19 protein-coding genes and 1 tRNA gene are annotated in these 26,160 nt (G+C 67.1%); 9 read left to right on the forward strand and 11 right to left on the reverse strand.

What is annotated here, in order from left to right; translation table 11 throughout:
• Position 1 precedes the first annotated feature (1 nt).
• The gene (locus tag IEW58_RS02355; protein WP_188643652.1) at positions 2-1,057 is read right to left on the reverse strand and encodes an efflux RND transporter periplasmic adaptor subunit; all 1,056 of its coding nucleotides are present in this window, start codon (positions 1,055-1,057) and stop codon (positions 2-4) included.
• A 190-nt stretch (positions 1,058-1,247) separates the two neighbouring features.
• On the opposite strand from IEW58_RS02355, the gene IEW58_RS02360 reads away from it, so the two are divergent.
• The 3 genes from IEW58_RS02360 to IEW58_RS02370 are packed head-to-tail and all read left to right on the forward strand — an operon-like array spanning position 1,248 to position 5,502.
• A complete protein-coding gene (locus IEW58_RS02360; RefSeq protein WP_188643653.1) occupies positions 1,248-1,988 on the forward strand; it encodes an ABC transporter ATP-binding protein in 741 nt (246 codons plus the stop codon).
• The gene (locus IEW58_RS02365; RefSeq protein WP_188643654.1) at positions 1,985-4,348 is read left to right on the forward strand and encodes an ABC transporter permease; all 2,364 of its coding nucleotides are present in this window, start codon (positions 1,985-1,987) and stop codon (positions 4,346-4,348) included. Before IEW58_RS02360 ends, IEW58_RS02365 begins: the two co-directional genes overlap by 4 nt.
• Positions 4,348-5,502, forward strand: a complete 1,155-nt coding sequence (locus IEW58_RS02370) for an efflux RND transporter periplasmic adaptor subunit (protein WP_188643655.1) — start codon at positions 4,348-4,350, stop codon at positions 5,500-5,502. Before IEW58_RS02365 ends, IEW58_RS02370 begins: the two co-directional genes overlap by 1 nt.
• Positions 5,503-5,533: 31 nt before the next feature.
• Here IEW58_RS02370 and IEW58_RS02375 read toward each other — a convergent pair whose 3' ends face one another.
• On the reverse strand, positions 5,534-5,923 hold the full coding sequence (locus tag IEW58_RS02375; protein ID WP_188643656.1) for a DUF1622 domain-containing protein: 390 nt from the start codon (positions 5,921-5,923) through the stop codon (positions 5,534-5,536).
• 162 nt (positions 5,924-6,085) lie between these two features.
• Between IEW58_RS02375 and IEW58_RS02380 the strand changes: the two genes are divergently transcribed.
• Both IEW58_RS02380 and IEW58_RS02385 read left to right on the forward strand, forming a co-directional pair.
• A complete protein-coding gene (locus IEW58_RS02380; RefSeq protein WP_188643657.1) occupies positions 6,086-7,936 on the forward strand; it encodes a cation:proton antiporter in 1,851 nt (616 codons plus the stop codon).
• Positions 7,933-8,538: an OmpA family protein gene (locus tag IEW58_RS02385; protein WP_188643658.1), complete on the forward strand. Its 606-nt coding sequence runs from the start codon at positions 7,933-7,935 to the stop codon at positions 8,536-8,538. The genes IEW58_RS02380 and IEW58_RS02385 overlap by 4 nt, the downstream gene beginning before the upstream one ends.
• Positions 8,539-8,573: 35 nt before the next feature.
• Here the strand turns inward: IEW58_RS02385 and IEW58_RS02390 are convergent.
• The 5 genes from IEW58_RS02390 to infA all read right to left on the reverse strand — a co-directional run bounded on the left by IEW58_RS02390 (position 8,574) and on the right by infA (position 10,728).
• Positions 8,574-8,649: transfer RNA gene (locus IEW58_RS02390), tRNA-Phe, on the reverse strand.
• A 95-nt stretch (positions 8,650-8,744) separates the two neighbouring features.
• Positions 8,745-8,933 carry a DNA gyrase inhibitor YacG gene (gene yacG, locus IEW58_RS02395; RefSeq protein WP_188643659.1) on the reverse strand — a complete coding sequence of 63 codons (189 nt, stop codon included), beginning with the start codon at positions 8,931-8,933 and terminating at the stop codon, positions 8,745-8,747.
• Positions 8,930-9,904, reverse strand: a complete 975-nt coding sequence (locus tag IEW58_RS02400; protein WP_188643660.1) for a ribonuclease E/G family protein — start codon at positions 9,902-9,904, stop codon at positions 8,930-8,932. Before IEW58_RS02400 ends, yacG begins: the two co-directional genes overlap by 4 nt.
• Positions 9,901-10,470 carry a Maf family protein gene (locus tag IEW58_RS02405; protein WP_188643661.1) on the reverse strand — a complete coding sequence of 190 codons (570 nt, stop codon included), beginning with the start codon at positions 10,468-10,470 and terminating at the stop codon, positions 9,901-9,903. The genes IEW58_RS02400 and IEW58_RS02405 overlap by 4 nt, the downstream gene beginning before the upstream one ends.
• A 12-nt stretch (positions 10,471-10,482) precedes the next feature.
• Positions 10,483-10,728: a translation initiation factor IF-1 gene (gene infA / locus IEW58_RS02410; RefSeq protein ID WP_057883479.1), complete on the reverse strand. Its 246-nt coding sequence runs from the start codon at positions 10,726-10,728 to the stop codon at positions 10,483-10,485.
• A gap of 212 nt (positions 10,729-10,940) precedes the next feature.
• Between infA and IEW58_RS02415 the strand changes: the two genes are divergently transcribed.
• The gene (locus tag IEW58_RS02415; protein ID WP_229658400.1) at positions 10,941-13,931 is read left to right on the forward strand and encodes a TonB-dependent receptor plug domain-containing protein; all 2,991 of its coding nucleotides are present in this window, start codon (positions 10,941-10,943) and stop codon (positions 13,929-13,931) included.
• A gap of 76 nt (positions 13,932-14,007) precedes the next feature.
• Positions 14,008-14,463: a DUF3592 domain-containing protein gene (locus tag IEW58_RS02420; RefSeq protein ID WP_188643663.1), complete on the forward strand. Its 456-nt coding sequence runs from the start codon at positions 14,008-14,010 to the stop codon at positions 14,461-14,463.
• Positions 14,464-14,469: 6 nt separating this feature from the next.
• On the opposite strand, the gene IEW58_RS02425 is transcribed toward IEW58_RS02420, so the two are convergent.
• On the reverse strand, positions 14,470-15,582 hold the full coding sequence (locus IEW58_RS02425) for a BaiN/RdsA family NAD(P)/FAD-dependent oxidoreductase (protein ID WP_229658613.1): 1,113 nt from the start codon (positions 15,580-15,582) through the stop codon (positions 14,470-14,472).
• A gap of 74 nt (positions 15,583-15,656) precedes the next feature.
• Between IEW58_RS02425 and uvrC the strand changes: the two genes are divergently transcribed.
• On the forward strand, positions 15,657-17,603 hold the full coding sequence (uvrC, locus tag IEW58_RS02430) for an excinuclease ABC subunit UvrC (protein WP_188643665.1): 1,947 nt from the start codon (positions 15,657-15,659) through the stop codon (positions 17,601-17,603).
• A gap of 322 nt (positions 17,604-17,925) precedes the next feature.
• Here uvrC and IEW58_RS02435 read toward each other — a convergent pair whose 3' ends face one another.
• The 3 genes from IEW58_RS02435 to IEW58_RS02445 are packed head-to-tail and all read right to left on the reverse strand — an operon-like array spanning position 17,926 to position 23,368.
• On the reverse strand, positions 17,926-18,228 hold the full coding sequence (locus IEW58_RS02435) for a hypothetical protein (RefSeq protein ID WP_188643666.1): 303 nt from the start codon (positions 18,226-18,228) through the stop codon (positions 17,926-17,928).
• A 44-nt stretch (positions 18,229-18,272) separates the two neighbouring features.
• The gene (locus IEW58_RS02440) at positions 18,273-21,158 is read right to left on the reverse strand and encodes a M16 family metallopeptidase (RefSeq protein ID WP_188643667.1); all 2,886 of its coding nucleotides are present in this window, start codon (positions 21,156-21,158) and stop codon (positions 18,273-18,275) included.
• Between the two features lie 50 nt (positions 21,159-21,208).
• A complete protein-coding gene (locus IEW58_RS02445; RefSeq protein ID WP_188643668.1) occupies positions 21,209-23,368 on the reverse strand; it encodes an acylase in 2,160 nt (719 codons plus the stop codon).
• 187 nt (positions 23,369-23,555) lie between these two features.
• Here IEW58_RS02445 and clpB point away from each other — a divergent pair, with 187 nt between their 5' ends.
• Positions 23,556-26,135, forward strand: a complete 2,580-nt coding sequence (gene clpB / locus IEW58_RS02450; RefSeq protein WP_188643669.1) for an ATP-dependent chaperone ClpB — start codon at positions 23,556-23,558, stop codon at positions 26,133-26,135.
• Positions 26,136-26,160: the final 25 nt, after the last annotated feature.

Consider the following 26,160-nt stretch of genomic DNA (forward strand, 5'->3'; position numbering starts at 1 on the left):
CTCAATCGGCGATCCGCACCCGTTCGCCCGGGCTGGCGGCTTCAGGATCGGCAAGAACGCGCTCGCCCGCCTTGAGCCCGCGTGTCACGACCACTTCCTCGGCCGGCCAGTCGATGAAGGCGATGGGACGCGTGGTCACGACCCCGTCCTCGTCAACGACCCTTACCGCAGGCGCGCTCCCGGCCTGGACGATGGCGCTGCGCGGGATTGTAATCGCGTCCTTGCGCCGCTCGATCACGAGATTGACTGTCACGGTGAGGCCCGATGGAGCCTGCAGCGGGTTGTCGGTCAGCGCGATCCGCACTTCGCGCGCGCCGGTCGCCGGATCGACTCGCGGCGCGATGGTCAGCACTTGCCCGCGAAATTGGCCGGGTTGTCCGGTAACGTCGATCACTGCTTCCATGCCGGGGCGGATGTCGGCGGCGTAGATCTCGTCCACTTCGGCGGACACTTCGGGGCTCGCGAGGTCGGCGAGATGGTAGATGACGCTCTCTGGCCCGACGGTCTGGCCGGGATCCACTGGACGGTCGAGGATCACGCCGGAGAACGGCGCCCGCAGCACCCGCCGGTCGCGCAGTTCGCGGGCCTGGACCACCGCCGCGCGCCTTCGCTTCAGCTCGCGCTCGCCTTCTACTACCGCGAGCCGCCTGGCCTCGACCTCCCGCTTCGCCGCGAACTGGCCCAGCGCCTCGAAGCGTGCAAGATCACGCCGGGCCTGTGCCACCGTAGCCTGCTGCGTCTGCACCGAAGCCTCCGCTTCGGCGATCGCAGCCGTCTCCGGGGCGTCGTCGATCCGCGCCAGGACCTGGCCTTCCGCAACGCGATCGCCCACGTCGAAAGGCAGCAGGACTAGCTCTCCGCCGAGGGAGGGGCGCACGTCGATCTCCAGCCGGGGGCGAACCCGCCCGTTGACGGCGAGCACCCGCTCGGCTGGACCCCGCTTCACCAGGAGCGCGCGGACCTCCTTGTCCCGCGGGATCAACAGCCAAAATGCCCCCGCAGCCACGGCCACGGCGACAATCACGACCAGCAATTTGCGCAATACCGCGGTGTTCATCCGGCGGCACCTTATCAGGTGGCGGCCATCTCAATAGCGCAAATTCGCAAACCTCTTCGACCGGGCAGGACCGATTTACGCGGCGGCGGTTGTTTCAGGCTGCCGCCCGCGATGAGACTGGGGGATTCTACTGATTTCCTCGCGCCCTGCGGAGCTTGAACGTGACCTTCTCGCGAAGGGCAGCCTCTCGATGCACGATACCGAATTCCAACCCGAAGCATCCGAAGGGGCGCTGGCCTTCACGGGGCAGGATCTCACCAAGATCTACCGCACCGGCGAAACGGAAGTGGCAGCGCTGCGTGGGGTGGACATGTCGATCGTGGCGGGGGAGATGCTGGTGCTGCTGGGCCCGTCCGGCAGCGGCAAGTCCACTTTCCTCAACATCACCGGGGGGCTGGATCGCCCGACCTCGGGCAAGCTGTTCTACCGCGATCTGGAACTGACGGCGCTTTCGGAGCGGGAGCTGACGCGTTTCCGGCGCAGGCACGTCGGCTTCATTTTCCAGTTCTATAACCTCATTCCCAGCCTCACCGCCGAGGAGAACGTGCGGCTGGTCACCGACATCGCCGAAGCGTCGATGAGCCCGGCCGAGGCGCTGGCGCTGGTCGGGCTGGAGGACAGGGCGGCCCACTTTCCCGCCCAGCTATCGGGAGGAGAGCAGCAGCGGGTCGCCGTCGCGCGCGCCATCGCGAAACAGCCTGCCGTGCTGCTGTGCGACGAGCCGACCGGCGCGCTCGACAGCGCCACCGGCGTGCGGGTGCTCGAGGCGATCGAGCAGGTTCATCGCGCGCTTGGGACGACGGTGGTCATCATCACTCACAATGCGGGTATCGCGGCAATGGCTCACCGGGTGTTCCATTTCCGCGATGGCGACATCGTACGCATCGAGGTCAATCAAAGCCCGGTCGAACCGGGCGGGATCCAGTGGTGAGCGCGCTCCATCTCAAACTCTTGCGGGATCTGTGGAACCTGCGGGGACAATCGTTCGCCATCGCAGTTGTCCTCGCTGCCGCGAGCGCGACTTTCATATTGTCGCTGGGCGTTCACAGGTCGCTCGTCGAAACCCGCGACGCCTACTATTCGGCGAACCGGTTTGCCGAAGTCTTCGCCGACCTGACCCGCGCCCCGCGCTCTGTCGTCGAACGGGTCGCCCAAATCCCGGGTGTCCAGAGAGTGGACGGCCGTATCCGGCAGTATGCGACGCTGGATTTCCCCGGCCGGGTCACGCCCGCGCGGGCATTGATCAACTCGATCGACGAAACCGGTCGCGACCGCCTCAACCTGCTGACGCTCAAGGAGGGGCGCCTGCCACGGCCCGGGGCCAGCAGCGAAGTGGTGGTCGACCAGACTTTTGCAGAGGCAAACGGACTGCGGCCCGGCAGCGTGCTCGGCGCGCAAATCTATGGCCGTCGCGAACAATTGCGCATCGTCGGCATCGGCACGGCGCCCGATTACATCTGGGCGCTGGCGCCCGGCGATCTCACCCCGGACGAGAGCCGCTTTGGCATCTTCTGGATGGGCTCGCGCGCTCTCGAGGGGCTGACCAACCGGACCGGTGCTATCAATTCGCTGGCGCTGACGGTCCAGCGCGGAGCCTCGATCGACGACGTGATCCGCGCGGTGGACCACCTGCTCGCGCCCTACGGAGGGACCGGCGCCTACACTCGCAAGGATCACATATCGCATGCCTTCCTCGAGAACGAGCTGACCCAGCTGAAGGTGATGACGACGGTGATCCCGCCGGTGTTCCTCCTGGTTGGAACCTTCCTGGTCTACATCGTGCTCAGCCGGCTGATAGCCACGCAGCGGACCCAGATCGGCCTTCTCAAGGCGCTCGGGTACACCGACCTGGCGATCGCCGATCACTATCTCGGCTTCGCGCTGGCGATCTCGCTCCTCGGAGCCGTTCTGGGCGGGCTGAGCGGCATCTGGCTGGGACGCCAGATGACCGAGCTTTACGGCCAGTATTATCGCTTCCCCTTTCTGACCTACCACATCGCGCCGGAGGTGATCGTTGGCGCTTCGGCGCTCTGCGTCCTGTCGGCAGGCCTCGGATCGCTCGGCGGATTGCGAACCGCCTCCCGTCTTACGCCTGCGGTCGCCATGTCGCCCCCGCCGCCCCCGACTTACCGGGCGGGCCTGGTCGAACGTCTCGGAAGGGCCGGCGAATTCAGTCCGATCGGGAACATGATCGCGCGTCACATCGCTCGGTGGCCGGGCCGTTCGGCAGTCACCGTGTTCGGCGTGGCGCTCGCGGCAGGATTGCTGTTCGCGACCATGCAGTTCCTCGATTCGAGCCGCGCCATGCTCGACGGATTCTTCTTCCGTGCCCAGCGGCAGGACATCACGGTCGGCTTCACCGAGCCGCTCAACGAGGCGGCCCTGCACGAACTTAGGCAGGTTCCCGGCGTCCTGCGAGTGGAGCCGGGCCGCGGGATCCCGGTGCGGATGGCCTCGGGCAATCACACCATGCGCACCGTGATCGAGAGCAGTCCCGGGGATGGCGTGCTGTCAGCCCGGATCGATGCCGGCGGATCGGAAATCCGGGTCCCTCCGGCAGGCCTGATGCTGAGCCGCCGGCTCGCCGAAAAGCTGGGCGTAAGCGCGGGCGATCATGTCAACGTCGAGCTTCTCGGCGGACGCCGGACTGCCCGTCCCCTCCCCGTCGCCAGCGTATTCGACGAATTCGTCGGGGAGCGCGCGTACAGTTCCACGGCTACCGCGATGTCGTTGGCGCGCGATGCGTCGCCGGTCGGCATGGCCCTGCTGCGGATCGACCCAGCGATGAGGGATAGCGTGATCGAGGCGCTCAAGGAGATGCCTCGGGTCCTCGGCGTGACCGAGCGGGCGGCGGCGCTGGAAAAGTTCGAGCAGGTCATCGACGAAAACATCTTCACGATGCTGTTCTATTACATCACCTTCGCCTCGGCGATCGCGGTGGGTGTCGTCCATAACAGCGCGCGCATCCTGTTTTCCGAACGGGCTCACGAACTCGCCACGCTTCGTGTGCTCGGTTACCAGAGCAGCGAGGTGGGGCTGGTTCTGATGGGCGAGATCGCGTTCCTTATCGTGGCTTCGGTGCCGCTTGGCTGCCTGCTCGGCTATGGACTGGCGCAACTGATGACCGCGATGTTCAGCTCGGACCTCTTCCGCCTTCCGTTCGCTCCCCTGCGTTCGACCTATGGCTGGTCGGTCGTCATCGTCCTCATCGCAGGCGTGCTGACCGCGCTGGTGGTACTGCGGCGGGTGTTCGGCCTCGACATGGTCCGTGTCCTGAAGGCGAGGGACTGATGGCTGGCTGGCTCAAGCGCTGGCGCTGGGCGGCGCTGGTCGCGGCGCTCCTCGTGGCAGGCTTTGCATACGCGTTCTGGCCGCAGGCGCAGACGGTGGACGTCGCTACGGTCACACGGGGCCCCCTGGCGGTCGGCGTTACGGACGACGGCGTGACCAGGGCGGAGGATGTCTACATCGTTTCGGCTCCGGTGACCGGGTATATTTCGCGGGTCGAGGTGGAGGAGGGTGACCTGGTCGCCAAAGGGCAGGTCATCGCCCGCATGGCGGCGGCGCCAACGCCCCCTCTCGATCCCCGCAGCGTGCGCGAACTCACGGCCTCGATAGCGTCGGCGGAAGCGGCAAGGGCTGGAGCGGAGACCGCGCTCGGCCAGGCGCGGCGCGACCTTGCCCGCGCGCAGGAGCTCTCCAACCGCGGGTTTCTGCCCCGCGCGCAGCTCGAGGCGGCGCAGACCCGGGTGGCCAGCGGCCAGGCACTTCTGGCGCAGAGCCGTGCCGAGATCGCGCGCCTGAAGGCGCTGCGCGACACTGGAGGCGGCGTTGCTTCCGGCGCGGCGGTCGCGGTGCGCGCTCCGGCGAGCGGCGCAGTGCTGTCCCTTCTTTCCGAAAGCGAAGGGGTGGTCCTCGAAGGAACCCCGATAGTCACCATCGGCGATCCGCGCCGGATAGAGGCAGTGATCGACCTGCTTTCACGTGAGGCGGTGCGGGTCAGTCCGGGAGACAGGGTGGAGTTCACCCAATGGGGCGGTGACCGGCCGCTCACGGGCCGCGTCGACCGGGTGGAGCCCGCGGGCAAGCTCAAGGTATCGGCCCTCGGCATCGAGGAGCAGCGGGTTAACGTGATCATCCATTTCGATCCGGACTCCGCGGTCAGGGCCGCGCGGCTGGGCCACGGCTACCAGCTCGACGCCACGATCATTCTGTGGAGCAGCGCAGATGCCTTGCGAGTGCCCATCGGCGCGCTGTTCCGCAATGACTCGGGCCGCTGGAGCGCATTCGTGCTGGACGGCGGACGTGCCCGGCAACGGGAAGTCCGGATCGGCCATATCAACGAGGATTTCGCCGAGGTGCTCGGCGGATTGAAGCAAGGCGACAGAGTGGTGCTCAATCCGGGCAGTTCGATCGAGGACGGCAGCCGGGTGACCGCGCGCTGATCCCGGCGCGCGGCGGAAACCCCGGGTTTCGCTATCTCTGTATCGTCGCGTCCCCGGCAGCCGCCCGGGCCGAACCGCGCGAGTTTCTTTGCCACGGCCAGCATCCCTCGATTTCCGTTTCGAGCGAGAAGCTCAGGAAAGTCCGGATGACGATCACTATCGCCAGAAGGCCGACGCTCTCGAAGGTCAGAGGGGCGGTGATAGTGCCGATGATGTCCGCCCCGACGAGGAGTTCGAGGCCAAGCAGGATGCCGCGTCCAAGGTTCGCGCGGTAGCGCTCGTACGCGCTGCGCCAGTCGGAATTCCGGCCGTCGCGGACGAACCACGCACTCGCGAGGGCCACGCCGGCGAGAATGATGAGAACGCCGCCGATCTCGAGGCCCCGCGCCAGCCACTCGATATATGAATGGACCTGCTCCATGCTTCATCAAGCGTGCGCTGGAGCGGAATGTTCCGCGCGGAATGACTGCCAACCCGGCAAGCGGGACTGCTCTCTGGCCGCCAATTCACGCCCTCTCGAAACTTTCCGGGGCCGCCGCGCATTGGTTTTTCAGGCGCGCCGGCAGGGCAGGCAAGGGGGTTCATGGAGCAACAGGCACTCGTCATCGCCCTGGTGGGTGTGCTGGGCATCGGCGCGCAGTGGATCGCCTGGCGCACCGGCTGGCCGGCGATCGTGTTGATGCTGGCCGCCGGTTTTCTCGCCGGCCCGGTGTTGCACGTCTTCGACCCTCGCGCCGCGTTCGGCGAGATGCTCACCCCGATGATCTCGCTCGGCGTGGCCCTGATCCTGTTCGAGGGCGGCCTCAGCCTCGACTTCCGCGATCTGCGGGAGGCGGGCGATGGGGTCTGGCGGCTGTTCCTGTTCGGAATCCCGCTTGGCTGGCTGCTGGGTTCGGTCGGGCTGCATATCGCCGGGTTGGTGTGGCCCGTGGCGATCCTGTTCGCCGGAATCCTCGTGGTGACGGGTCCGACAGTGGTCATTCCGCTGCTTCGACAGGCGAACATCCAGCCGCGCCCCCGCGCCATCCTGAAGTGGGAGGCGATCGTCAACGACCCCTTCGGCGCACTGTGCGCCGTGATTGCCTACGAATATTTTCGCCTCTCGGGAAATGGCCAGACCCTGTTCGAGGTGGTGCCGCCGATGATCGTCGCGGCGGTGCTGGCAGGAGCGCTCGGCTACCTCGCCGCGGCGGCCATCGCCTACCTGTTCCCCCGGGGGCTGGTGCCTGAGTTCCTGAAGGTGCCGGTGCTGCTCGTGGCCGTTATCACCGTTTTCGTCGCCGCCAACCTGATCGAGCATGAGGCCGGTCTTATCTCGGTGACGATCATGGGCGTTTCGCTCGCCAACATGAACGTGCAGTCGCTGCGTTCCATTCATCCGTTCAAGCAGAACGTCGCGCTGATCCTGGTTTCCGGGATTTTCATACTGCTCGCCGCGGGATTGAAGTTCGAAGAGCTTCGCTATCTCGAATGGCGGTTCGGGCTCTTCGTCCTGGCGCTGCTTTTCGTCATCCGCCCCGCCACCGTCCTCCTGAGCCTGCTCGGCAGTTCCGTGCCATGGAACGAGCGGCTGTTCCTGGCCTGGATCGCCCCGCGCGGCATTGTGCTGGTGGCGATAACAGGCCTGTTTGCCCTGCGCCTGACCGAGCTGGGGTACTCCGATGGCAACATCCTGGTCGGACTGAGCTTCGCGGTCGCGGTGACGACCATCGTCGCCCACGGCTTCACCATCAATCCGGTCGCGCGTTTGCTAGGGCTGAAGGGTACTGCCCGGCCCGGCCTGCTGATCGTGGGGGCAACCGACTGGACGGTGGCCCTCGCCAGGCAGATGTGCGAGCTGGACACGCCGGTCATGGTGGTGGACTCGAGCTGGGAGCGGCTTGCTCCGGCTCGGCAACAGGGTCTCCCGTTTCACCACGGTGAAATCCTGAACGAATCCACCGGCCACGATCTGGACCTGTCGGGCTTTCAGATGCTTGTCGCGGCCACCGATAACGAGGCTTACAACACCCTCGTCTGCAACGAGTTCGCCCACGTCCTGGGGCGCGATGCCGTGTACCAACTGGGCGATGAAGGCGACGAAGGCGATCCCCGCAGCCTGCCCCAGTCGCTGCGCGGACGGGCGCTTTTCCGGTCCGGGCTGGGGGTGGAGGAAGTGGACGAGCGCCAGCGCCAAGGTTGGGCATTCCGCAAGACCCGCCTCAGCGACCAGTTCGGCTTCGAGGACGCCAAGGAAGCGCTTCCCGAAGCGAACCAGATGCTTCTGCTGGTCAAGCCCAACGGCAACCTGCGCGTCTTCTCTCACGCTTCCCAGCCGACGCCGCAGGCCGGGGACACGATCGTGTCGTTTTCGCCGCCGCAACCGCGATCTTCTCCAGTCGCGAAGCAAGACCCTGACAATGGGAAGACCAGAAAGCAGGTGCAGACGATATGAATCCGCAAGCCTTGATCCGCATGCTCGCTTGCGCGTTGATGGCAGGCGCTATGGCCGGGTGCGATCGCGCACCCGATCCTTCGCCCTCAGAGCCCGCCCGAAGCGACGCCACCCCGGCGCAAGAAGCCAAAGCCTCGATCATCCGGCCCGATGTGGAGCCCCGGGCCGAGCCTGCTCCGGCGCTGACCCCGCTGAAACTGAGCATCGGATTCGGCGATGGGGGTTCGGAATTGTCCGAGGCTGCGATCGCCTCCCTCGAGGAGGCGCTCGCTTCCCGGCAGATGAAAGCGGGCGGGCGGATCACTGTCGGCGGGCATAGCGACTCCGCCGGCAGCGACGCCGCGAATCTCGACGCTTCCCGCAAGCGCGCCGAGGCGGTCCGCGGTTGGCTCGTCGCGCATGGCATAGCCGAAGATCGGATCGCGATCGTCGCCTTCGGAGAGCAGAACCCGGCCGCGCCCAATGCACTCCCGGACGGCCAACCAAACCCGGCCGGGCGGGCGATGAACCGGCGGGTGGAGATCGAGGTCGCGGTGGCCGGCGAACAGGCGCCGCCGACACCGGCAGAAACCGGAACGCTGATCGACGAGCTTGCAGAGTGAGGGCAGGCCGTCGCCATGCAGAGCTGGATGAATAGTGGTGCCTCGGGGCGGATTCGAACCACCGACACTGCGATTTTCAGTCGCATGCTCTACCAACTGAGCTACCGAGGCAGGCACTGCGCGCCGGACCATCGGGGGCCGGGCGGTTGGCGAGGCGGCGCTATGGCCAAGGGCGCGCGCCTTGGCAAGTGGTCAATGCGCTTGCTTCAATCGCGCGGCGCGATGTCCAGCGTGCGGTCGATCTCCTGGGGGTCGGCCGGCGGGCCGGGCACGGCGTAGCTGTCGGAGAACCAGCGGACGAGATCACGGTCCTTGCAGCGGGTGGAGCAGAACGGTGCATGGGCTTCACTGCGCGGCTTGCGGCAGATCGGGCAGGGGCGTTGGCTGGCGGTCATCGCGCGACGATCTGGGCATGGCCCGCCGCCAGCGCAAGCGACGGATCGGCCGAAGTGCGCACTTCACGGCCCGTGCGCCGCTCCAGTTCAACGAGCCAGGGCTCGGCGAGCGTGGCGATCACGGATGGATTCGCGTTGAGTTCTAGCGCGCCGGCCCCTTCGAGCGCCTCGGCACGGCGCAGCAGCATCCTGGCCGCGGCCCCTGCCGGCTCGAATCGAAGGCGATGGAGCAGCGAGGGGCCTGCCTGCCGAGCGACGACCTGCACGAAGCCGAAGCCGTTCATCGCGGTGCGCTCGTGGTCCCATTCCCCCAGTGCCGTGCTAAACACCGCATCCACCGCCTTGCGGTCATCGCGCGCCGCGAGAGTCGGGAAATCGATGCCGATCGAGCCGGAGAGGTCGAACCGGCGGATCGCCCCGGCCAGCGGCGGGATCGCCGCCAGCGCGAGTGCGCGCGGAGGAAGCAGGCCGTCGATATCGACCAGCGTCATGGCGGGAGTGGGCGCGAACGTGAGAGTACCCCCCGTGAAGGGAACGATGCCGTCCCACGCTTCGCTCCAGATCTCATCCCATGCCCCATCCGGAAACCGGCGCACCACTGTTGCTCCAGGCAGGCTATTCGCGAGCATGGGGGCGGGGCGGGGCTCGGTTGCCGAGGGACGCGCTTGTGCCGGCTTGCCGCGACCGCGTTCGCGCAGCGCGGCGCGCGTCACTTTCAATCGAAGGGTAGCGCCTTCGCTGGCGCTGCTGGGCAGGCGATCGACTACGGCTTCCTCGCCGCATTTAAAGCGGGCACGGCCACGCGGCGCGCCGGCTACCCGCTCGACGAGCACGGCATCGGCCACCATCCCCGCCTCTAGGGCACCGGGCCAGCGCATCCGTGCGGCGATCGCGCGCCCTGCGGCATAAAGAACCGCGCGCTCCTCGCCGATGCCCTGCTCGACGAGCCAGCCAGCCGCGCTCTCCTTCACGGGATGGCGAATCCTGCGGCCCTGAGCAGCGCGCGGGTTTCGAACAGCGGCAGCCCGACGACCCCCGAATGGCTGCCGCCGATCCACGCGATCAGCCCTTCGGCGGCACCCTGAATGGCATAGCCGCCCGCTTTGCCGTGCCACTCGCCGCCGGCAAGGTAGGCCGCGATCTCTTCGGGCGAGAGGCGCTTGAAGCGAACCTGTGTCTCGCTGAGCCGCTCGCGCATGGTGCCGTCGGGCGCGCGCAGGGCAATGGCCGAAAGCACGCGGTGGCGGCGGCCGGAGAGCAACTCGAGGCACTGGCGCGCAGTCGCCTCGTCCTCCGCCTTGGGCAGGATGCGGCGACCGGCCGCGACAACCGTGTCACCCGCCAGCACGAACGCGTCCGGACTGGCCGCGGCCAGCGCCTTTTCGCGCGCCATTCGCACCGCGTAGTCGCGCGGCAGCTCAGCCTTGCGCGGCGTCTCGTCTATGTCCGCCGGAGCGACCGTCGCTTCGCGCAGCCCCAGGCGGGCGAGCAGCTCGCGGCGCCGCGGGCTGGCGGATGCGAGGATGAGATCGGGCATTGCGCCCGCTTCTTACTGCGGGCCCGGCCCGCCGCGCCCCGGCATGAAGCGGTAGGTGATCCGCCCCTTGGTAAGGTCGTAAGGCGTCAGTTCGACCAGCACTTCATCGCCCGTCAGCACGCGGATGCGGTTCTTGCGCATCTTGCCGGCGGTATGACCCAGGATTTCGTGACCGTTTTCAAGCTCCACCCGGAACATCGCGTTGGGCAGCAGCTCAACCACTTTCCCACGCATTTCGAGGAGTTCTTCTTTGGCCATGCGGTTTGTCGATATCCCGGTCGCTGATCTTGAATTGGTGGCGCCCCATAGACGCCGCCGCGGCAAAAGGGAAGCGTGACGCCGGTCAGCTGCGGGAAAGCTTTGCGCGACAAAAAGTTACCCGAGCGCGACTTGCCCCCGACGCTTGCTTCGGCAAGGCAAAAGGCCGGGGAGGGAAAGTTGAAGATCGTTTGAAAAGGAAGAACTTGTCCGTGCGTCGCCTCCATCCCGTTTCGCTCGCCGCGCTCGCGCTGACTGCCCCCGCCTGGACCGGCACCGCGCTGGCGCAGGATGCGCCCGCGATTGCGCAGGCCGATGCTCCCCCGGTCGACCAGTCTCCCGGCGAGGGCGAGATCGTGGTGACCGCCACCCGCTTGCCCGGGCAGGTACAGACCGACAGCCCGCCGATTCTCGAACTGGATGAGCAGCAGGTCGCGGCCTACGGCGCGGCTTCGATTGCCGACCTTGTCGCGCAGCTCGCGCCGCAGACAGGCTCGGGCCGCGGGCGCGGCGGTCGGCCGGTTTTCCTCGTCAACGGCCAGCGGGTATCGGGCTTCCGCGAATTCAGCCGCTTTCCGCCCGAAGCGATCCGCAAGGTCGAAGTGCTGCCCGAGGAAGTCGCGCTCCAGTTCGGCTATCCGCCCGATGCGCGGGTTATCAACTTCATTCTCAAGGACAACTTTGCCTCACGCACGATCGAAGCGGAATACGGGATGCCCACGCGTGGCGGCACCAGCACCGCGCAGGGCGAGGCATCGCTGCTCACCATCAACGGCCCGCGCCGGATCAATGGCAGCGTCGAGTACACCCGGACCAGCCCGCTGACCGAGGCGGAGCGGGGTGTCATCCAGACGCCGGGCACCGATCCGACCGTTCCCGGTGACGCAGACCCGGCGGACTACCGCACTCTCGTCGCGCGCGACGAGAAGGTGGAGGCCAACGCGACTTTCACCACCGGCCTGGGCGAGATGGGCTCGGGCAAGCAGTTCACCCTCAACGGAAACGTCACCCGTGACGTCCGAACCTCGCTCTCGGGCCTCGACACGGTGCTGCTGACATCGCCGTCGGGGGACCAGGCGCTGCGCACGCTCGACGCCGATCCGATCAGCCGGCGCACTACCACCGATACCTATTCGCTTGGCAGCACGTTCAACGCGCCGCTGGGCGACTGGCGCTATTCAGGCACGCTCGACGCCAGCCGGACCGACAGCGACAGCCGGCGCGACCGGCGCCGCGATACGGCGGCGCTGGCCGCAGCGGCCGCAGCGGGCACGCTGGCGATCGACGCTCCGCTGCCGTCGGTCGCGGACGCCGGGTTCGACCGGACGCTCAGCCGCGTCTGGTCGGCTTCGCAGAAGAATACTCTCGCCGGGTCGCCGCTGATCCTGCCGGGCGGGGAGGTGAACGTCACCCTCGATGCCGGGTACGACTGGACCCGGATCGAAAGCCGCGACAGCCGCGCGGCGCTGGGCGAGACGCAGCTCACTCGCGGCGATCTCAACGCCGGGGTCAACCTCAACCTGCCGATCGCCAGCATGCGCGAAGGGTTTCTCGATGCCATCGGCGACCTTTCGCTGAACCTGGGGGCGGGGATCGACCACCTGTCGGACTTCGGTACGCTGACGGACTGGAACGTGGGCACGACCTGGAAGCCTGCCGAGCGGCTCGCGCTCAAGGCCAGCTACATCCAGCGCGAAGTGGCACCAGGCCTGAGCCAGCTGGGCGGGCCGGTGATCCTCGACGTCAACGTTCCAGTGTACGATTTCACGACCGGCCGGACCGTGCTGGCCAATGTCACCTCGGGCGGCAATCCCGATCTGCTGGCGGAGACCCAGCGCGACTTCAAGCTGTCCGCGAACTACGATCTCGACTGGTTCGACCGGACCAACCTCGTCGTCGAGTACTTCAGCAACAGGTCGAGCAACACGACCGAGGCTTTCCCGCTGCTCACCCCGGCGATCGAGGCGGCGTTCCCCGACCGCGTAACCCGCGCATCGGACGGGACCCTGCTGGCGATCGACCGGCGGCCGGTGACGTTCGCCGAGCGCAGCTCTTCGCGCATCCGCTACGGCATCAACATGTCGGGCAAGCTGGGCAAACCGTCGCCCGAAGGCGAAGGCCAGGGACGCGGCGGCCGATTCGGCGCCATGATGGGCATCGCGGCGCCTTCGCAGCCGGCGCCCGCCAGCGGCACCGGCGGCGGGTTCGACCCGGCGCGCTTCGGTGAGATGCGGACCAGGTTCTGCGCCGCGCCCGAGGGTCAGGCGCCCGATCTGTCGGGGCTGCCCGAGAGGATGCTCGAACGGCTGAAGGGAGAGGACGGACAGATCGATCCCGCCAAGGTAGCCGCGCTCAAGGCCCGCTTCTGCGCGGCCGACGGGGGCGGAATGCGGACGTTCGATCCGGCTCGCTTCGCCGCGCTGCGCACCGCGCTTGCCTGCGGCGTCGAGGGCAGCAATGCCGATCCGGCGACCTTGCCGGCGGAAATCGCCGACCGGCTCAAGGGGCCGGACGGAACGATCGACCCGGCACGCCTCGCCGAATTCCGTAGCCGCATCTGCGCGCTGCCCGCGGACGGCAGCGGCGGGACCGGTGGGCGCGGGGGCTGGCGCGGCCGGGGCGGGCAAGGCTCGCCTTCAGGGGAGCAGGCCGCGGGCGGCGGACGACAGTCTGGCGGCGGAGGCGGCTTTGGCGGGCGCCGGGGCGGCGACGGACAGGGCCGCTGGAACCTCTCGCTCTACCACACGATCGAGCTGCGCAACCGGGCGCTCATTGCCGATGGCGGACCCGAGCTCGATCTCCTCGCCGGCGACGGGCTGAGCGATGGCGGCGTGTCGCGCCACAAGGTCGAGCTGGAAGGCGGCGTGTTCCGCAAGGGCCTGGGCGCACGCTTGAGCGGCAATTACCTGTCGGGCACCACCGTGCGCGGAAGCGGGTTGCCGGGATCTAGCGACCTGAAGTTCGGCGATCTCGCGACGTTCGACCTGCGGCTGTTCGCCAACCTCGAGCAGCAGAAGTGGCTCACTGGCGGGGGCGAACCAGGCTTCTGGAAGGGCGCGCGGCTGAGCTTCCGCATCGACAACCTGTTCGACGCGCACCAGCGCGTGACGGACGTGAACGGGCTGGTTCCCCTGCGTTACCAGCCCGGGCTGATCGATCCCGTGGGACGCCGGTTCGAGATCGAGTTCCGCAAGATGTTCTGATTTTTCAATCCTGTCGCATCCTTACAGCGATTCTCCGCGCGGCGGCTTTACATCCTCCGCGCGGAGGGGGAATCGCATGGATCCGATAGCATTGGGGTTGATCGCGGCGGCGGCCGCCATCGTGGCGCTGGGGTGGTGGCTATATCGCCGCAAGGTTGTCGCCGCCGAATTGGCCGCGGGAACCTGGAGCAGCGTGCCGGGCACCATTCACGAAGCCTCGGTCAGGGAAGATGTGACTTGGGACGCGCAGAACGAGCGGGTCTCCGAACTCATTCCGGTCGTGCGCTATGCCTACAGCGCGAACGGGCGCGAATACGAAGGCGACCGCGCGTTCCTGTCCCGTGCCAAGTTCGACAGCGACGCTGCCGCCAAGGCCTGGCAGGGAACGTGCAAGCCAGGTCCCGCGACAGTATGGTTCGATCCGGCCGATCCCGCAAAGAGCGTGTTGCAGATCGACCGTCCGTCCAAAGGCGGATTGTTCGTGGCCGGCGTGTTCGCAGTTATTCTGGTAGGGGTGGCGCTGGCGCTTTAGCTGCGGCTAAAGCGCGTCGCCTGCCGCGACGCCGCTCGCCCAGGCCCACTGGAAGTTATAGCCGCCGAGCCAGCCGGTCACGTCGACTGCCTCGCCGATCGCGTAGAGCCCGGGCACGCGGTGCGACGCCATTGTCCTGGATGACAGTTCGGCGGTGGAAATGCCGCCCACCGTGACTTCGGCCTTGGCGAAGCCCTCGGTGCCGGTTGGATGGAAGCGCCATCCGGCAAGCTGCGCCTCGGCGGCATTCAGCGCCTTGTCGGTTGCGCCGCCCAGTTCCGCGAGCGGCGGGAGCCGGTCCGCCAGCGTCGCCGCGAGGCGCTCCGGCAGGGCATCGCGCAGTACGCTGCGCAGCATCGTGCGCGGAGCGGCGCGCTTCGCCTCGGTGAGCCATCCCGGCGCGCGGCCGGGCAGGAAATCGATGGCCACTGCCTCGCCCGGTCGCCAGTAGGAGGAGACCTGCAATATCGCCGGTCCCGACAGGCCGCGATGGGTGAACAGCGCCGCCTCGCGAAATCTCGCCTTGCCCACGCTGGCGACCACATCGGCCGAAACGCCCGACAGTTCGCGGAACAGCACGTCGCCGCCGCCCAGCGTCAGCGGCACCAGCGCCGGGCGCGGCTCGACCACCTTGAGGCCGAAGCGGCGCGCCAGGTCATAAGCGAACCCGGTCGCGCCCATCTTCGGGATCGACGGGCCGCCGGTGGATATGACGAGCGCGGGCGCGGTGTACTCGCCGATGCGGAAGCGGCCGTCGCCATGCTCCACTTCGCCGACGTCCACGCCGCAGCGCACCTCGACGCCGCCTTTCTCGCACTCGGCAAGCAGCATGGCGACGATCTGCCGCGCCGAGCCATCGCAGAACAGCTGGCCGAGGGTTTTTTCGTGCCATGCGATGCCGTGGTTCTCGACGAGCTGGAGGAAATCGCCGGCCGTGTAGCGGGCGAGGGCAGACTTCGCGAAATGCGGGTTGGCGGAAAGATATCGGTCAGGCGCAGTGTGCAGGTTAGTGAAGTTGCACCGTCCGCCGCCGGAAATGAGGATCTTTTTCCCCACCGCCTCCGCGCGTTCAAGCACAACCACTCGCTTGCCGCGCTGGCCGGCGCGCGCGGCGCACATCAGGCCGGCGGCGCCTCCGCCCAGAATGATCGCATCGTATTGCACGCGCGGTCCCCTACCCCTAGCTGCGGGATATGTCGCGCGCTGAAGCCGGAACCCCCCACGATCCCCGCGGCAAGGAACGCTTCAACGAGGATCGTGCGACCTACACCGTCAAGGGCGCCGGCGCGCAGCCCGATCTGGAGGCAGGCGTCGCCGCGATCCGCGAGACGGTCCGCACGCTGAAGCCCAAGCCCGGCGTGTACCGGATGCTCGATGCGCGCGGTGAGGTGCTCTATGTCGGCAAGGCGCGCAGCCTGAAGGCCCGGGTGGCGAACTACACTCAGGTCAAGGCGCTCTCCAATCGCCTTCGCCGGATGGTCAGCCAGACGAGGGCGATGGAAATCGTCGTGACCAATTCGGAGGCCGAGGCGCTGCTGCTGGAAGCGCAGCTTATCAAGCGCTTCCGTCCGCCCTACAACGTGCTGCTGCGGGACGACAAAAGCTTCCCCTTCATCCTCCTGCGCGCCGATCACGCATTTCCGCGCATCCAGAAGCACCGCGGCGCGCGGCGGTCCAAGGGTAACTACTACGGCCCCTTCGCCAGCGCCGGCAGCGTCAACACCACCATCAACGCGCTGCAGAAGTTGTTCCTCCTGAGGAGCTGCACCGACAGCTTCTTCGCGCGCCGCGACCGGCCGTGCCTGCTCTACCAGATCCGCCGCTGTTCTGCCCCTTGCGTCGGGCGGGTGGACGAGGCCGGCTATGCCGAGCTTGTCCAGCAGGCCAAGGACTTCCTCTCGGGCAAGTCGGCGGCGGTGCAGAAGAAGATCGAGACGCAGATGGCCGAAGCCGCCGCCAACCTCGATTTCGAGAGCGCCGCAATGCTGCGCGACCGGCTGCGCGCCGCGACTGCGATCCAGGGCAGCCAGGCGATCAACGCGCAAGGGGTGGGCGATGCCGACGTATTCGCGCTCGCCTCCAAGGGCGGGCAAATGGGCATCCAGGCGTTCTTCGTGCGCGGCGGGCAGAACTGGGGCCACCGCGCGTTCTTCCCCAGCCATATCGAGGGCGAGAGTGAGGAGGACGTGCTGGCCGACGTACTCGCGCAGTTCTACGAGGAAGTGCCGCCCCCGCGCACCATCCTGCTCGACCGCGCGCTGCCCGAGCAGGACCTGCTGGCCGAGGCGCTGTGCGAGGCGACCGGCCACCGGGTGGACATCAGCGTCCCCCAGCGCGGCGACCGGCGGCGGCTGCTCGCCCAGGCCCAGCGCAACGCGGTCGAGGCGCTGGAGCGGCGCCTCGCGGAAAGCGGCACCAAGGCGAAGATCATGCGCGAGCTCGCCGAGTTTCTCGAGCTGCCCGAGCCGCCCGACCGGATCGAGGTGTACGACAACAGCCACATCCAGGGCGACAAGGCGGTCGGTGCGATGATCGTCGCCGGGCCCGAAGGATACCGCAAGGGCCAGTACCGCAAGTTCAACATCCGCGCCGCGCAGACGAACGACGACTTCGCGATGATGCGGGAGGTGATGACCCGCCGCTTCGCCCGCGCGCTGGAGGAAGACCCGGACCGCGACAGCGGCAACTGGCCGGACCTGGTGCTGATCGACGGCGGCAAGGGACAGATGTCGAGCGTGAAGGACGCGCTCGAGGAGCTCGGCATCGAGGACGTGAACCTCATCGCCATCGCCAAGGGCCCGCACCACGGGCGCGAGGGGCGCGAGGTGTTCCACTTCCCCGACGGGCGCGAGAAGACCCTGCCGACCAACTCGCCGCTGTTGTTCTACCTCCAGACCCTGCGCGACGAGGTCCACCGCTTCGCCATCGGCGCCCACCGGGCCAAGCGCAGCCGGGCCATCACCGCCTCACCGCTCGACGAAATCCCCGGCATCGGTCCTGGCCGCAAGCGCGCGCTGCTGCTCGCATTCGGCACAGCGGGTAAGGTGCGGGCGGCAGCGCTGGAAGACCTGAAACGCACCCCCGGCATCAGCGAGGGCGTGGCGCAGAAGATTTATGATTTTTATCATCCGGCGGGGTGAGGGTAGGCCTTCGGGCCTACAGGCCTTGGCGAAGAGCGTCAGCGTTCTGCCAAGCGAATGATTTTCCTACAGGTCCGCGCCCCGCTAGGCTCGCATCGGCTCCTTCATACCGTCGATCGTCCCGCCCCCCGCGCCGCGCAATGGAGGGTGCGTTCTTCCGCATGATGCGCGTGCCCGGGAGGGCTGTTGGCGCGTCGCCGAGTTTCAATACAGGACAGTGGTCCATGTGGTCCGCGGTTCAGGCCCGCGCTTGCGAAACTGAACAAAAGGGCGCCGGATCGCTCCGGCGCCCTCCCTTGGTGATATCCCCGGACCGGGAAAATCAGGCCTGGCGCGTGCCCGACATCGGCATCGATCCGAAGGCGCCGGCGTTGACCGAGCCGGTCAGCGTATCACCGTCGACGGTGGCGCTGCCTTCCAGCTTCATCGGCATCGGCACGGTCATGTTCATCGTCCAGGTCAGCTTGTTGCCGTCGATCTTGCCGTTCTCGACGTCCATGCTGCCCATCGCCCCGGCGTTCTTGCCGGTGAAGGTGCCGTCTCCGTTGTCGGTGACGGTGAACACGCTCTTCTGGTCGCCCATCGGGGTCTTGGTCACGCAATCGTAGCTGCCGGCAACTGACATGGGAGATCCTCTCTCTGTGAAACGGTTTATTCGACTGTCGCGGTTTATTCCCCGCTACTGACACCGGTGTCAACGGGCAGGTACGTGATCGGCAGGCCCAGCTTCGCGAGCTGGCCGTCGATCACCTTGCGGTCGCCCACCACCACGATCGTCAGGTCGTCCCCGCCGAGATACGTCCTGGCCGCGGTATCGATCGCGCCCGTCTTCACCGCGCGGTAGGTCTCCGGCAGCTTGGTGTAGTAGTCGTCCGGCCGCCCGCGCGCCTGCAGGTCGAGCAATGCCCGCAGGACCTGTGCGTTCGTCTGGAAGCGGTTGGGCAAGCCGCGGATATTGCCATCGGTCACGCGGTTGAACTCGGTCGCGTCGACGCCTTTGCCGCCGCCAGCGAACTGGCTCATCGCGTCGAGGATCAGGGCGATGGAATCACCCGTGCGGTCGGACTGGACCGGCGCGCTCAGGGTGAACAGTCGCTGCCCTTGCGGAGCGGTGACCCCGGTGCGCACCCCGTAGCTCCAGCCTTTCTCCTCGCGGATCAGCAGGTTGAGCCGCGAGAGGAAGCCATCGCCGAGCACCTCGTTGGCCAGGTCGAGCGATTCCAGGCCGGCGGTCCGGCCCGTCACGGGCAGCAAATGCCCGGCGTAGATGACCGACTGCGGCGAGTTCGGCCGGTCGATCACGACCAGCCGCTTCTGCCCCGAAGGGGTCGGAGCGGTCAGATTCTTGGCAGGCGCTGCGCCCTCCGGCGCCGTCCACTTGCCGAAGGCGCGCTCGAGCTGCGGGAGGAGCTCGGCCATCGCGACGTCGCCCACCACCGTGATCCGCGCGGTATCGGGACGGAGCCAGCGGCGGGCCTCGGTCGCGAGGCCCTCAGCGGTCACTTGCGAAACCGCCGCGGTCGTTCCGAGCGCGCCGACCGTGCCGTAGGGGTGGTCCGGCCCGTAAACGAGCGGAGCCAGCGCCCGCGCGGCAAGACCCTGCGGCGAAGCCAGCTGCTGCGAGATGTCGGCCAGCCGCTGGTTCTTCAACCGCGCCACGTCGTCCGGGCGGAATGCCGGGTTCAGGACGATGTCCGCCATCAGATCGAGCGAAGGCGCCAGGTTGGCGGAAAGCGCGGACAGGATCACGTCATCATAGTCGAGCGAAGTGCCGGTCGAAATATCCGCGCCCAGCCGTTCCTGGTCCTCGGCGATGCGGGTGGCGTCGCGGGTCGTGGTGCCTTCTTCCAGCGCCTTGACCATCAGCGAATGGACCCCGGCGCGCGCCGCGCCATCGGCCGCGTAGCCCGCATCGAAACGCAGATCGACGATGACCTTGGGGATCGCGGTGCGCCGGGCGAGCTGGACGGGAATGCCGTTGGAAAGGGTCGCGCGTTCGATAGCGGGGAAAGTCAGCTCTCCGACGTCCGCGACGGGCGGAATTGCGATCGGCGGCGATTTCGCGATTGGCGGCGCGGGTTTGCGGGCATCGGGCGCGGGGGCGGGAAGGGTATCCTCATCGCCCCAGCCGCCCATCTTGGCGCCATCTTCGGTCCGCGTGCCGGGGACGACGGCCAGCTTGAGCGGCGGGCGCGTCAACCAGCGCTGCATGGCGTCGCGCACCTGGGCCGGAGTCAGCGCGGCAATGGCCTCGAGCTGTTTCTTGTAGTTTGCCGGATCGTCCGAATAGAGCAGTCCCTCGGCAAGGGTCGCGCCTTTCCCTCCGAAACCGCCGACTTCCTCGAGCGCGCCGATCTGGCCGGAAACGATCTGGGTAGCTGCGCGAACCACTTCATCGGCGGTGGGGCCGGTGGCCACGAAGTCGCCAATGACCTTCTCGAAGGCTGCTTCCGCCGCGGCACGATCGATCCCCGGCTTCACGTCCAGATCCGCCTGGAGGAAGCTGAGCTTTTCATGTTGCTGGTTTCCGGCCGAGACGCGAACCGCCAGCTCGTCACCGCGCACCAGTTGGTTGTCGAGACGCGAACTCGCCAGACCACCGAGAATGTAGAGGCCAACCGCCAATGCAGGCGCATCGGCATCATTGATGCCAGGGCCGGTCCAGACGCGGCTGATCCGGGTCACGGGAACCTGGTCGGTCATTTCGCGCGTGACCGGCGCGGATAGTGAGACGACCGGCGCTTCGACTTGCTGGACTTCGGGGCCGCGGGGAATGTCGCCGAACCACTTTTCAACCTTTGCGCGCGCGGTCGCGGTATCGATGTCGCCGGCAAGCGCCAGAACCACGTTGTTCGGGGCATAGTTGTCCCGGAACCAGGCGCGCACGTCGCTCAGGCTGGCGGCGTCGAGATCGGCCATCGAGCCGATCGTCGAGTGACGGTACGGATGGCCCACCGGCAGCAGCCCGTCGCCAATCGCATATTCGACCAGCCCGTACGGCTGGTTATCGCCCTGGCGCTTTTCGTTCTGCACCACGCCGCGCTGCTTATCGAGCTTGTCCTGCGTCACCGCGCCCAAGAGGTGACCCATCCGGTCCGCCTCCATCATCAAGGCCCGGTCTAGCGCGCCGGTAGGCACCGTCTCGACGTAGTTGGTGCGATCGTACCACGTCGAACCGTTGGTCGAGGTCGATCCCGCAGCTTCGAGCGGAATGTCGAAGTTCTCGACGTTTTCGCTCCCGCCGAACATCAGGTGTTCGAAAAGGTGAGCAAACCCGGTCCGCCCACGTGGCTCGTTCTTCGAGCCGACGCGGTAATAGAGGGTGACGCCGACGACCGGACTCTTGCGGTCGGTATGGACCAGGGTGGTCAGGCCATTGGCGAGAGTGAAACTTTCGTACGGTATCGAAACCTGGTCGACGAGTTGCGCAAGTGGCGCCGCGCCCGGCGCCGCGACCGGAGCAGGCGCGGTTGCGGCCAGCTCGGGCGCCGGTGCGGTGGCGCAGGCAGCGAGCGCAAGCGCGAGCAGGCTGGTCGAAGCGAAACGAGCGATCATGTTGGTCCCCAGACAAAAATTCGGCAGAGCGATCGGTTGTCCGACTAATTTCAATCGGCGCGGTGAGTCACGAGCTTTCGACTAACGGCATTCGCCATCGTATCAGCGCGGGTGAAATGGACCGGCTTGAGCTTGTGCTGGATGAACAGGCCCGCCTGATCGGTGAAGTGTACGCTGCCGGGCCGGGTCGTGGCGGCCCCGAAGGGCTGGATCGACCGGCTCGCGACCGGCTTGCCGGGTGCCCACTCGATGAACATGACGAAGCTGTCCCCATGCTTGACCTTGAGCCGTCCATCCTCGTCGACGTCCCACAAAGTCGATGCGCGCAAGGTATCGCTGCCGCCGTCGAGCGGAAGGTCAACCGCAAATCGCCCCGGACCGCGGCGGAGGCGGAGGATGTCCTGCAGTGGGGGATCGAGGCGGCCAAAGTGCTCCATCAGGTGCGCACTTGCCGTGTCGAGCAATTCAAGCGGAGGAGTCGGCGGCTTGCCCGAGTAGTCATCGCCCATCGGCTTGCGCATGACCAGCACGGCCAGGGCATCGGCGGCGCCGGCGCCATCCGCGTTGAGGTCCCAACTGGCCATCAATCGCTGTGCCGCCACGAGGCGGGGATTTCCGCGAACGTCCAGCGCTGCGATCCCGTCGAGCACCTTGCCTACGTAACCTGACCGCTCGTAGCCGGTATCGTACTTGATCCGCTGGAGTTCCGCCCGCCCGATGGGGTTCGTGCCATCGAGCAGCTTCTCGGCGCGGTAGGCGCGGTTAGTCATGCGCTGCTCCACGCCCATTTCGGGTGAGGCGCTGGCAGGCGGCAGGTTGCTACTCTTGCCCGCGGCGACGAACGGGGTGTTGTTCGAATTGAACACGAAGCCGGATGCCGGGTTCACATAGTGCGGAAGGCGATCGAACGGCACCAGTCCGCGCCAGATAAGATCGCTGCGGTCGCCCGGCAGGATGCCGCGCCAGTCGGGGCCTTTTTGCCGCTGCGGGATGGCCGCATTGTACCAATAGGCGATCGTGCCGCTTCGGTCGGCATAGATGAAGTTGGTCGATGGAACCGCCTGGCGGGCAAGGATACCCTCCCATTCGTCGTAAGTTCTCGCGCGATTGAGCGCGTAATAGGCGTCGAGAGTATCCAGCCGCCCCATCCCGCCATAGCGGAAAGCGAATGCGCCGCGGTCGTTGATGATGACGGGGCCGTGGACGCTGCGATAAACTTCGCGGCTGACCGGCAGCACCAGGGGGCCGATGCGAACCGGCAGCAGCACGGCCTTCTTCTGGAGCGGCAGCCACTTGCCGTCGAGGCGATAGCGGGTGCCGCTTGTGTCGAGCGACAGCTTGTACACGTCGACCATGTCGGGCTCGTTGACCGTGTTGGTCCAGCCAAGGTCTTCGTTGTGGCCGAGGAAGGGGAAGGGGCTGCCCGGGAAGGTTGCGCCCGCAAAATGCCAGCCTTCGTCGCTTTGAACCACCAGTTCGTACCACGCCACGCCTCCTTCCCATGGCTGGTGGCTGTTCGAAACGAGACGGGTTACTCCATCATCGGAGCGGCCGGGGGCGATGGCGAAGGCGTTGGAACCGAGATTTGCTGCGCTCTCGCGGCCGGGCAGCGGACTGGCGTTCAGGCGCGGGCCGGGATCGGGCAGCAGTGTCTCGCCCTTCACCAGCGGACCGATGACATTGTTAAGTCCGAAGAAGAAGGGCTGGCGCAACGCAAAGCCGGTTGCGATGTCTTCTCCATTAAGCGGGAAAAGGCCGCCGAGCCGCACTTCGCCAGGATGCGCCGCGGCATAATCGTTGAGACCCGTGGCGTAGGCATCAAGCAACGCGCGGGTGCGCGGTTCGAGTTTCGCATACTGGCGGTTCACGGTTCCCCGCGCATCGAGCAGGGCAAGGACGTAATCGAACTGTGCCCCGTCCTGTCCGGCAAGCGCGCCATAACGCCCGCGCGTCATCGCCGCGACATCCTGCAGGGTGCGGAAATCGTCCTCGGCGTGAGCCTGCGCCACGCCGTACGCCACGTCGGCGTCGGTCTTGCCATAGATGTGCGGCACACCCCATTCGTCGCGCACGATCTCTGCTGTATAAGCGTGCGCGGGGGGAGCCTTGCCGGCCCGAGCGAGCAGCGGTTCCCACACCATCAGGCCGACCAGCGCTGCCAGCGCCAGCAGCAGCACGCCGACCGCAGCGCGGATTGCCCATGTGCGCATTGCGTATTTCTCCCGTCCCACAACCGCCATAGCGGGCGGGAAAATCGTTGCAACCGGGCCTTGCCGGGGGGTGGGCTGCGACCCACCTACTTGAACAATACACCGGCAAACCGGGAAAAAATTGCCAGCGAGGGTTGTGTTGCATTTGCGCAACACCATCTCGGACGGGAAGAGTGAGGGAGCAGTCATGAATCTCGAAAAGTTCACTGATCGCGCAAAGGGTTTCATCCAGAGCGCGCAGACAGTCGCGATCCGCATGAACCACCAGCGGATCACCCCCGAGCACATCGCCAAGGCGCTGCTCGAGGACAGCGAGGGCATGGCCGCCGGCTTGATTACCCGCGCCGGCGGCAACCCGGCGGTTGCCGTGCAAGGCATCGACGCGGCGCTGGGCAAGATCCCGGCGGTGTCCGGCGGCGGTGCGCAGGCGACGCCCGGGCTCGACAATGATGCGGTGCGTGTGCTGGACCAGGCAGAGCAGGCGGCGACGAAAAGCGGAGACAGCTACGTCACGGTCGAGCGGATGCTCCTTGCCCTGACCCTGGCGACGACAACCGCGGCCGGCCAGGCCTTGAAGGCGGCGGGCGTGACCACCCAATCGCTTGAGGCGGCGATTACCGAGCTGCGTGGCGGACGGCAGGCGCACTCCGCCAGCGCGGAGGAGAGCTACGACGCGCTGACCAAATATGCCCGCAATCTCACCGAGGTCGCGCGGTCCGGCAAGCTCGACCCCGTGATCGGCCGCGACGAGGAAATCCGCCGCACGGTGCAAATCCTTGCCCGGCGCACCAAGAACAACCCCGTCCTGATTGGTGAACCCGGCGTCGGCAAGACCGCGATCGCCGAAGGCCTGGCGCTGCGCATTGCCAATGGCGACGTGCCGGACAGCCTCAAGGACCGCAAGCTGATGGCGCTCGATATGGGCGCGCTGATCGCGGGCGCCAAGTACCGCGGCGAGTTCGAGGAACGCCTCAAGGCCGTGCTAGACGAGGTGAAAGGCGCCGAGGGCGATATCATCCTGTTCATCGACGAGATGCACACCCTGATCGGCGCGGGCGCGTCGGAAGGCTCGATGGACGCCGGCAACCTCCTGAAGCCGGCGCTGGCGCGGGGCGAGCTGCACTGCATCGGCGCGACGACGCTCGACGAATACCAGAAGTACGTCGAGAAGGACGCCGCCCTGCAGCGCCGCTTCCAGCCGGTCTTCGTCGGCGAGCCGACCGTGGAAGACACCATCTCGATCCTGCGGGGGCTGAAAGACCGGTACGAGCTGCATCACGGCGTGCGCATCACCGACGGCGCGATCGTTGCAGCGGCGACGCTCTCGCACCGCTACATCGCCGACCGCTTCCTGCCCGACAAGGCGATCGACCTGATGGACGAGGCGGCCAGCCGCCTGCGGATGGAGGTCGAGAGCAAGCCCGAAGAGATCGAGAACCTCGATCGGCGGATCATCCAGCTCAAGATCGAGGAGCAGGCGCTCGGCAAGGAAAGCGATGCCGCGTCGAAGGACCGGCTCGCCGCGCTGCGCGAGGAGCTCGGCAATCTTGAGCAGCAATCGAGCGAGCTGACCACGCGCTGGCAGAACGAACGCGACAAGATTGCCGCCGAAGGGAAGGTCAAGGAAGAGCTCGACGCAGCGCGCATCGAGCTGGAGCAGGCCCAGCGCGAGGGCGATCTCGCCAGGGCGGGCGAGCTGCAATACGGCCGCATCCCCGAACTGGAGCAGCGCCTCGCCGCAGCGCAGGGGCCGGCCGAGAACGCGCTGTTGCGCGAGGAAGTGACCGAGGATGACATCGCCAGCGTTGTCAGCCGCTGGACCGGGGTCCCGGTCGACAAGATGCTCGAAGGCGAGCGCGAAAAGCTCCTCAACATGGAAAAGGTCATCGGCGGGCGCGTGATCGGCCAGGAAAAAGCGGTCGAGGCGGTGTCGAAGGCGGTGCGCCGCGCCCGCGCTGGCCTGCAAGACCCGAACCGGCCGCTGGGCAGCTTCCTGTTTCTCGGGCCCACCGGCGTCGGCAAGACCGAGCTTACCAAGGCGCTCGCCGGCTTCCTGTTCGACGACGACAGCGCGATGGTCCGCATCGACATGAGCGAATTCATGGAGAAGCACGCGGTCGCCCGCCTGATCGGAGCGCCTCCGGGCTACGTCGGTTACGAAGAAGGCGGCGTACTGACCGAGGCCGTGCGGCGGCGCCCTTACCAGGTAGTACTGTTCGACGAAGTGGAGAAGGCGCACTCCGACGTGTTCAACGTCCTGCTCCAGGTGCTCGACGACGGGCGCCTGACCGACGGTCAGGGCCGGGTGGTCGATTTCTCGAACACGCTCATCATCCTCACCTCCAACCTCGGCAGCCAGTTCCTGACCCAGATCGAGGAGGGCAAGGACGTCGAGAGCGTCGAGCCGCAGGTGATGGATGTCGTGCGGGCGCATTTCCGGCCCGAGTTCCTGAACCGGCTCGATGAGATCGTCCTGTTCCACCGGCTCGGCCAGGAACACATGGCCCCGATCGTCGAGATCCAGGTCGCGCGGGTGCAGAAGCTGCTGAAAGACCGCAAGATCGTACTGGAACTTACCGACTCCGCGAAGCGCTGGCTCGGCCGGGTGGGCTACGATCCCGTCTACGGTGCCCGGCCGCTCAAGCGGGCGGTCCAGCGATATGTGCAGGATCCCCTGGCCGAGAAGATCCTTGGCGGCGAGGTGCCGGACGGATCGACCGTCAGGATCGACGAGGGCGAGGGCGGCCTCGCCATGTCGGTCCAGTAAGCCAAAAAAAAGGGCGGCCCCGGGG

The organism is Tsuneonella deserti, from assembly GCF_014644315.1.
GTDB lineage: Bacteria > Pseudomonadota > Alphaproteobacteria > Sphingomonadales > Sphingomonadaceae > Tsuneonella > Tsuneonella deserti.

What these genes read in the sequence shown, in the direction of transcription:
- IEW58_RS02355 (WP_188643652.1), bottom strand. Translation starts at nt 1,057, where the DNA reads ATGAACACCGCGGTATTGCGCAAATTGCTGGTCGTGATTGTCGCCGTG.
- IEW58_RS02360 (WP_188643653.1), top strand. Translation starts at nt 1,248, where the DNA reads ATGCACGATACCGAATTCCAACCCGAAGCATCCGAAGGGGCGCTGGCC.
- IEW58_RS02370 (WP_188643655.1), top strand. Translation starts at nt 4,348, where the DNA reads ATGGCTGGCTGGCTCAAGCGCTGGCGCTGGGCGGCGCTGGTCGCGGCG.
- IEW58_RS02375 (WP_188643656.1), bottom strand. Translation starts at nt 5,923, where the DNA reads ATGGAGCAGGTCCATTCATATATCGAGTGGCTGGCGCGGGGCCTCGAG.
- IEW58_RS02380 (WP_188643657.1), top strand. Translation starts at nt 6,086, where the DNA reads ATGGAGCAACAGGCACTCGTCATCGCCCTGGTGGGTGTGCTGGGCATC.
- IEW58_RS02385 (WP_188643658.1), top strand. Translation starts at nt 7,933, where the DNA reads ATGAATCCGCAAGCCTTGATCCGCATGCTCGCTTGCGCGTTGATGGCA.
- yacG (WP_188643659.1), bottom strand. Translation starts at nt 8,933, where the DNA reads ATGACCGCCAGCCAACGCCCCTGCCCGATCTGCCGCAAGCCGCGCAGT.
- IEW58_RS02405 (WP_188643661.1), bottom strand. Translation starts at nt 10,470, where the DNA reads ATGCCCGATCTCATCCTCGCATCCGCCAGCCCGCGGCGCCGCGAGCTG.
- infA (WP_057883479.1), bottom strand. Translation starts at nt 10,728, where the DNA reads ATGGCCAAAGAAGAACTCCTCGAAATGCGTGGGAAAGTGGTTGAGCTG.
- IEW58_RS02420 (WP_188643663.1), top strand. Translation starts at nt 14,008, where the DNA reads ATGGATCCGATAGCATTGGGGTTGATCGCGGCGGCGGCCGCCATCGTG.
- IEW58_RS02425 (WP_229658613.1), bottom strand. Translation starts at nt 15,582, where the DNA reads ATGTGCGCCGCGCGCGCCGGCCAGCGCGGCAAGCGAGTGGTTGTGCTT.
- uvrC (WP_188643665.1), top strand. Translation starts at nt 15,657, where the DNA reads ATGTCGCGCGCTGAAGCCGGAACCCCCCACGATCCCCGCGGCAAGGAA.
- IEW58_RS02435 (WP_188643666.1), bottom strand. Translation starts at nt 18,228, where the DNA reads ATGTCAGTTGCCGGCAGCTACGATTGCGTGACCAAGACCCCGATGGGC.
- IEW58_RS02440 (WP_188643667.1), bottom strand. Translation starts at nt 21,158, where the DNA reads ATGATCGCTCGTTTCGCTTCGACCAGCCTGCTCGCGCTTGCGCTCGCT.
- IEW58_RS02445 (WP_188643668.1), bottom strand. Translation starts at nt 23,368, where the DNA reads ATGCGCACATGGGCAATCCGCGCTGCGGTCGGCGTGCTGCTGCTGGCG.
- clpB (WP_188643669.1), top strand. Translation starts at nt 23,556, where the DNA reads ATGAATCTCGAAAAGTTCACTGATCGCGCAAAGGGTTTCATCCAGAGC.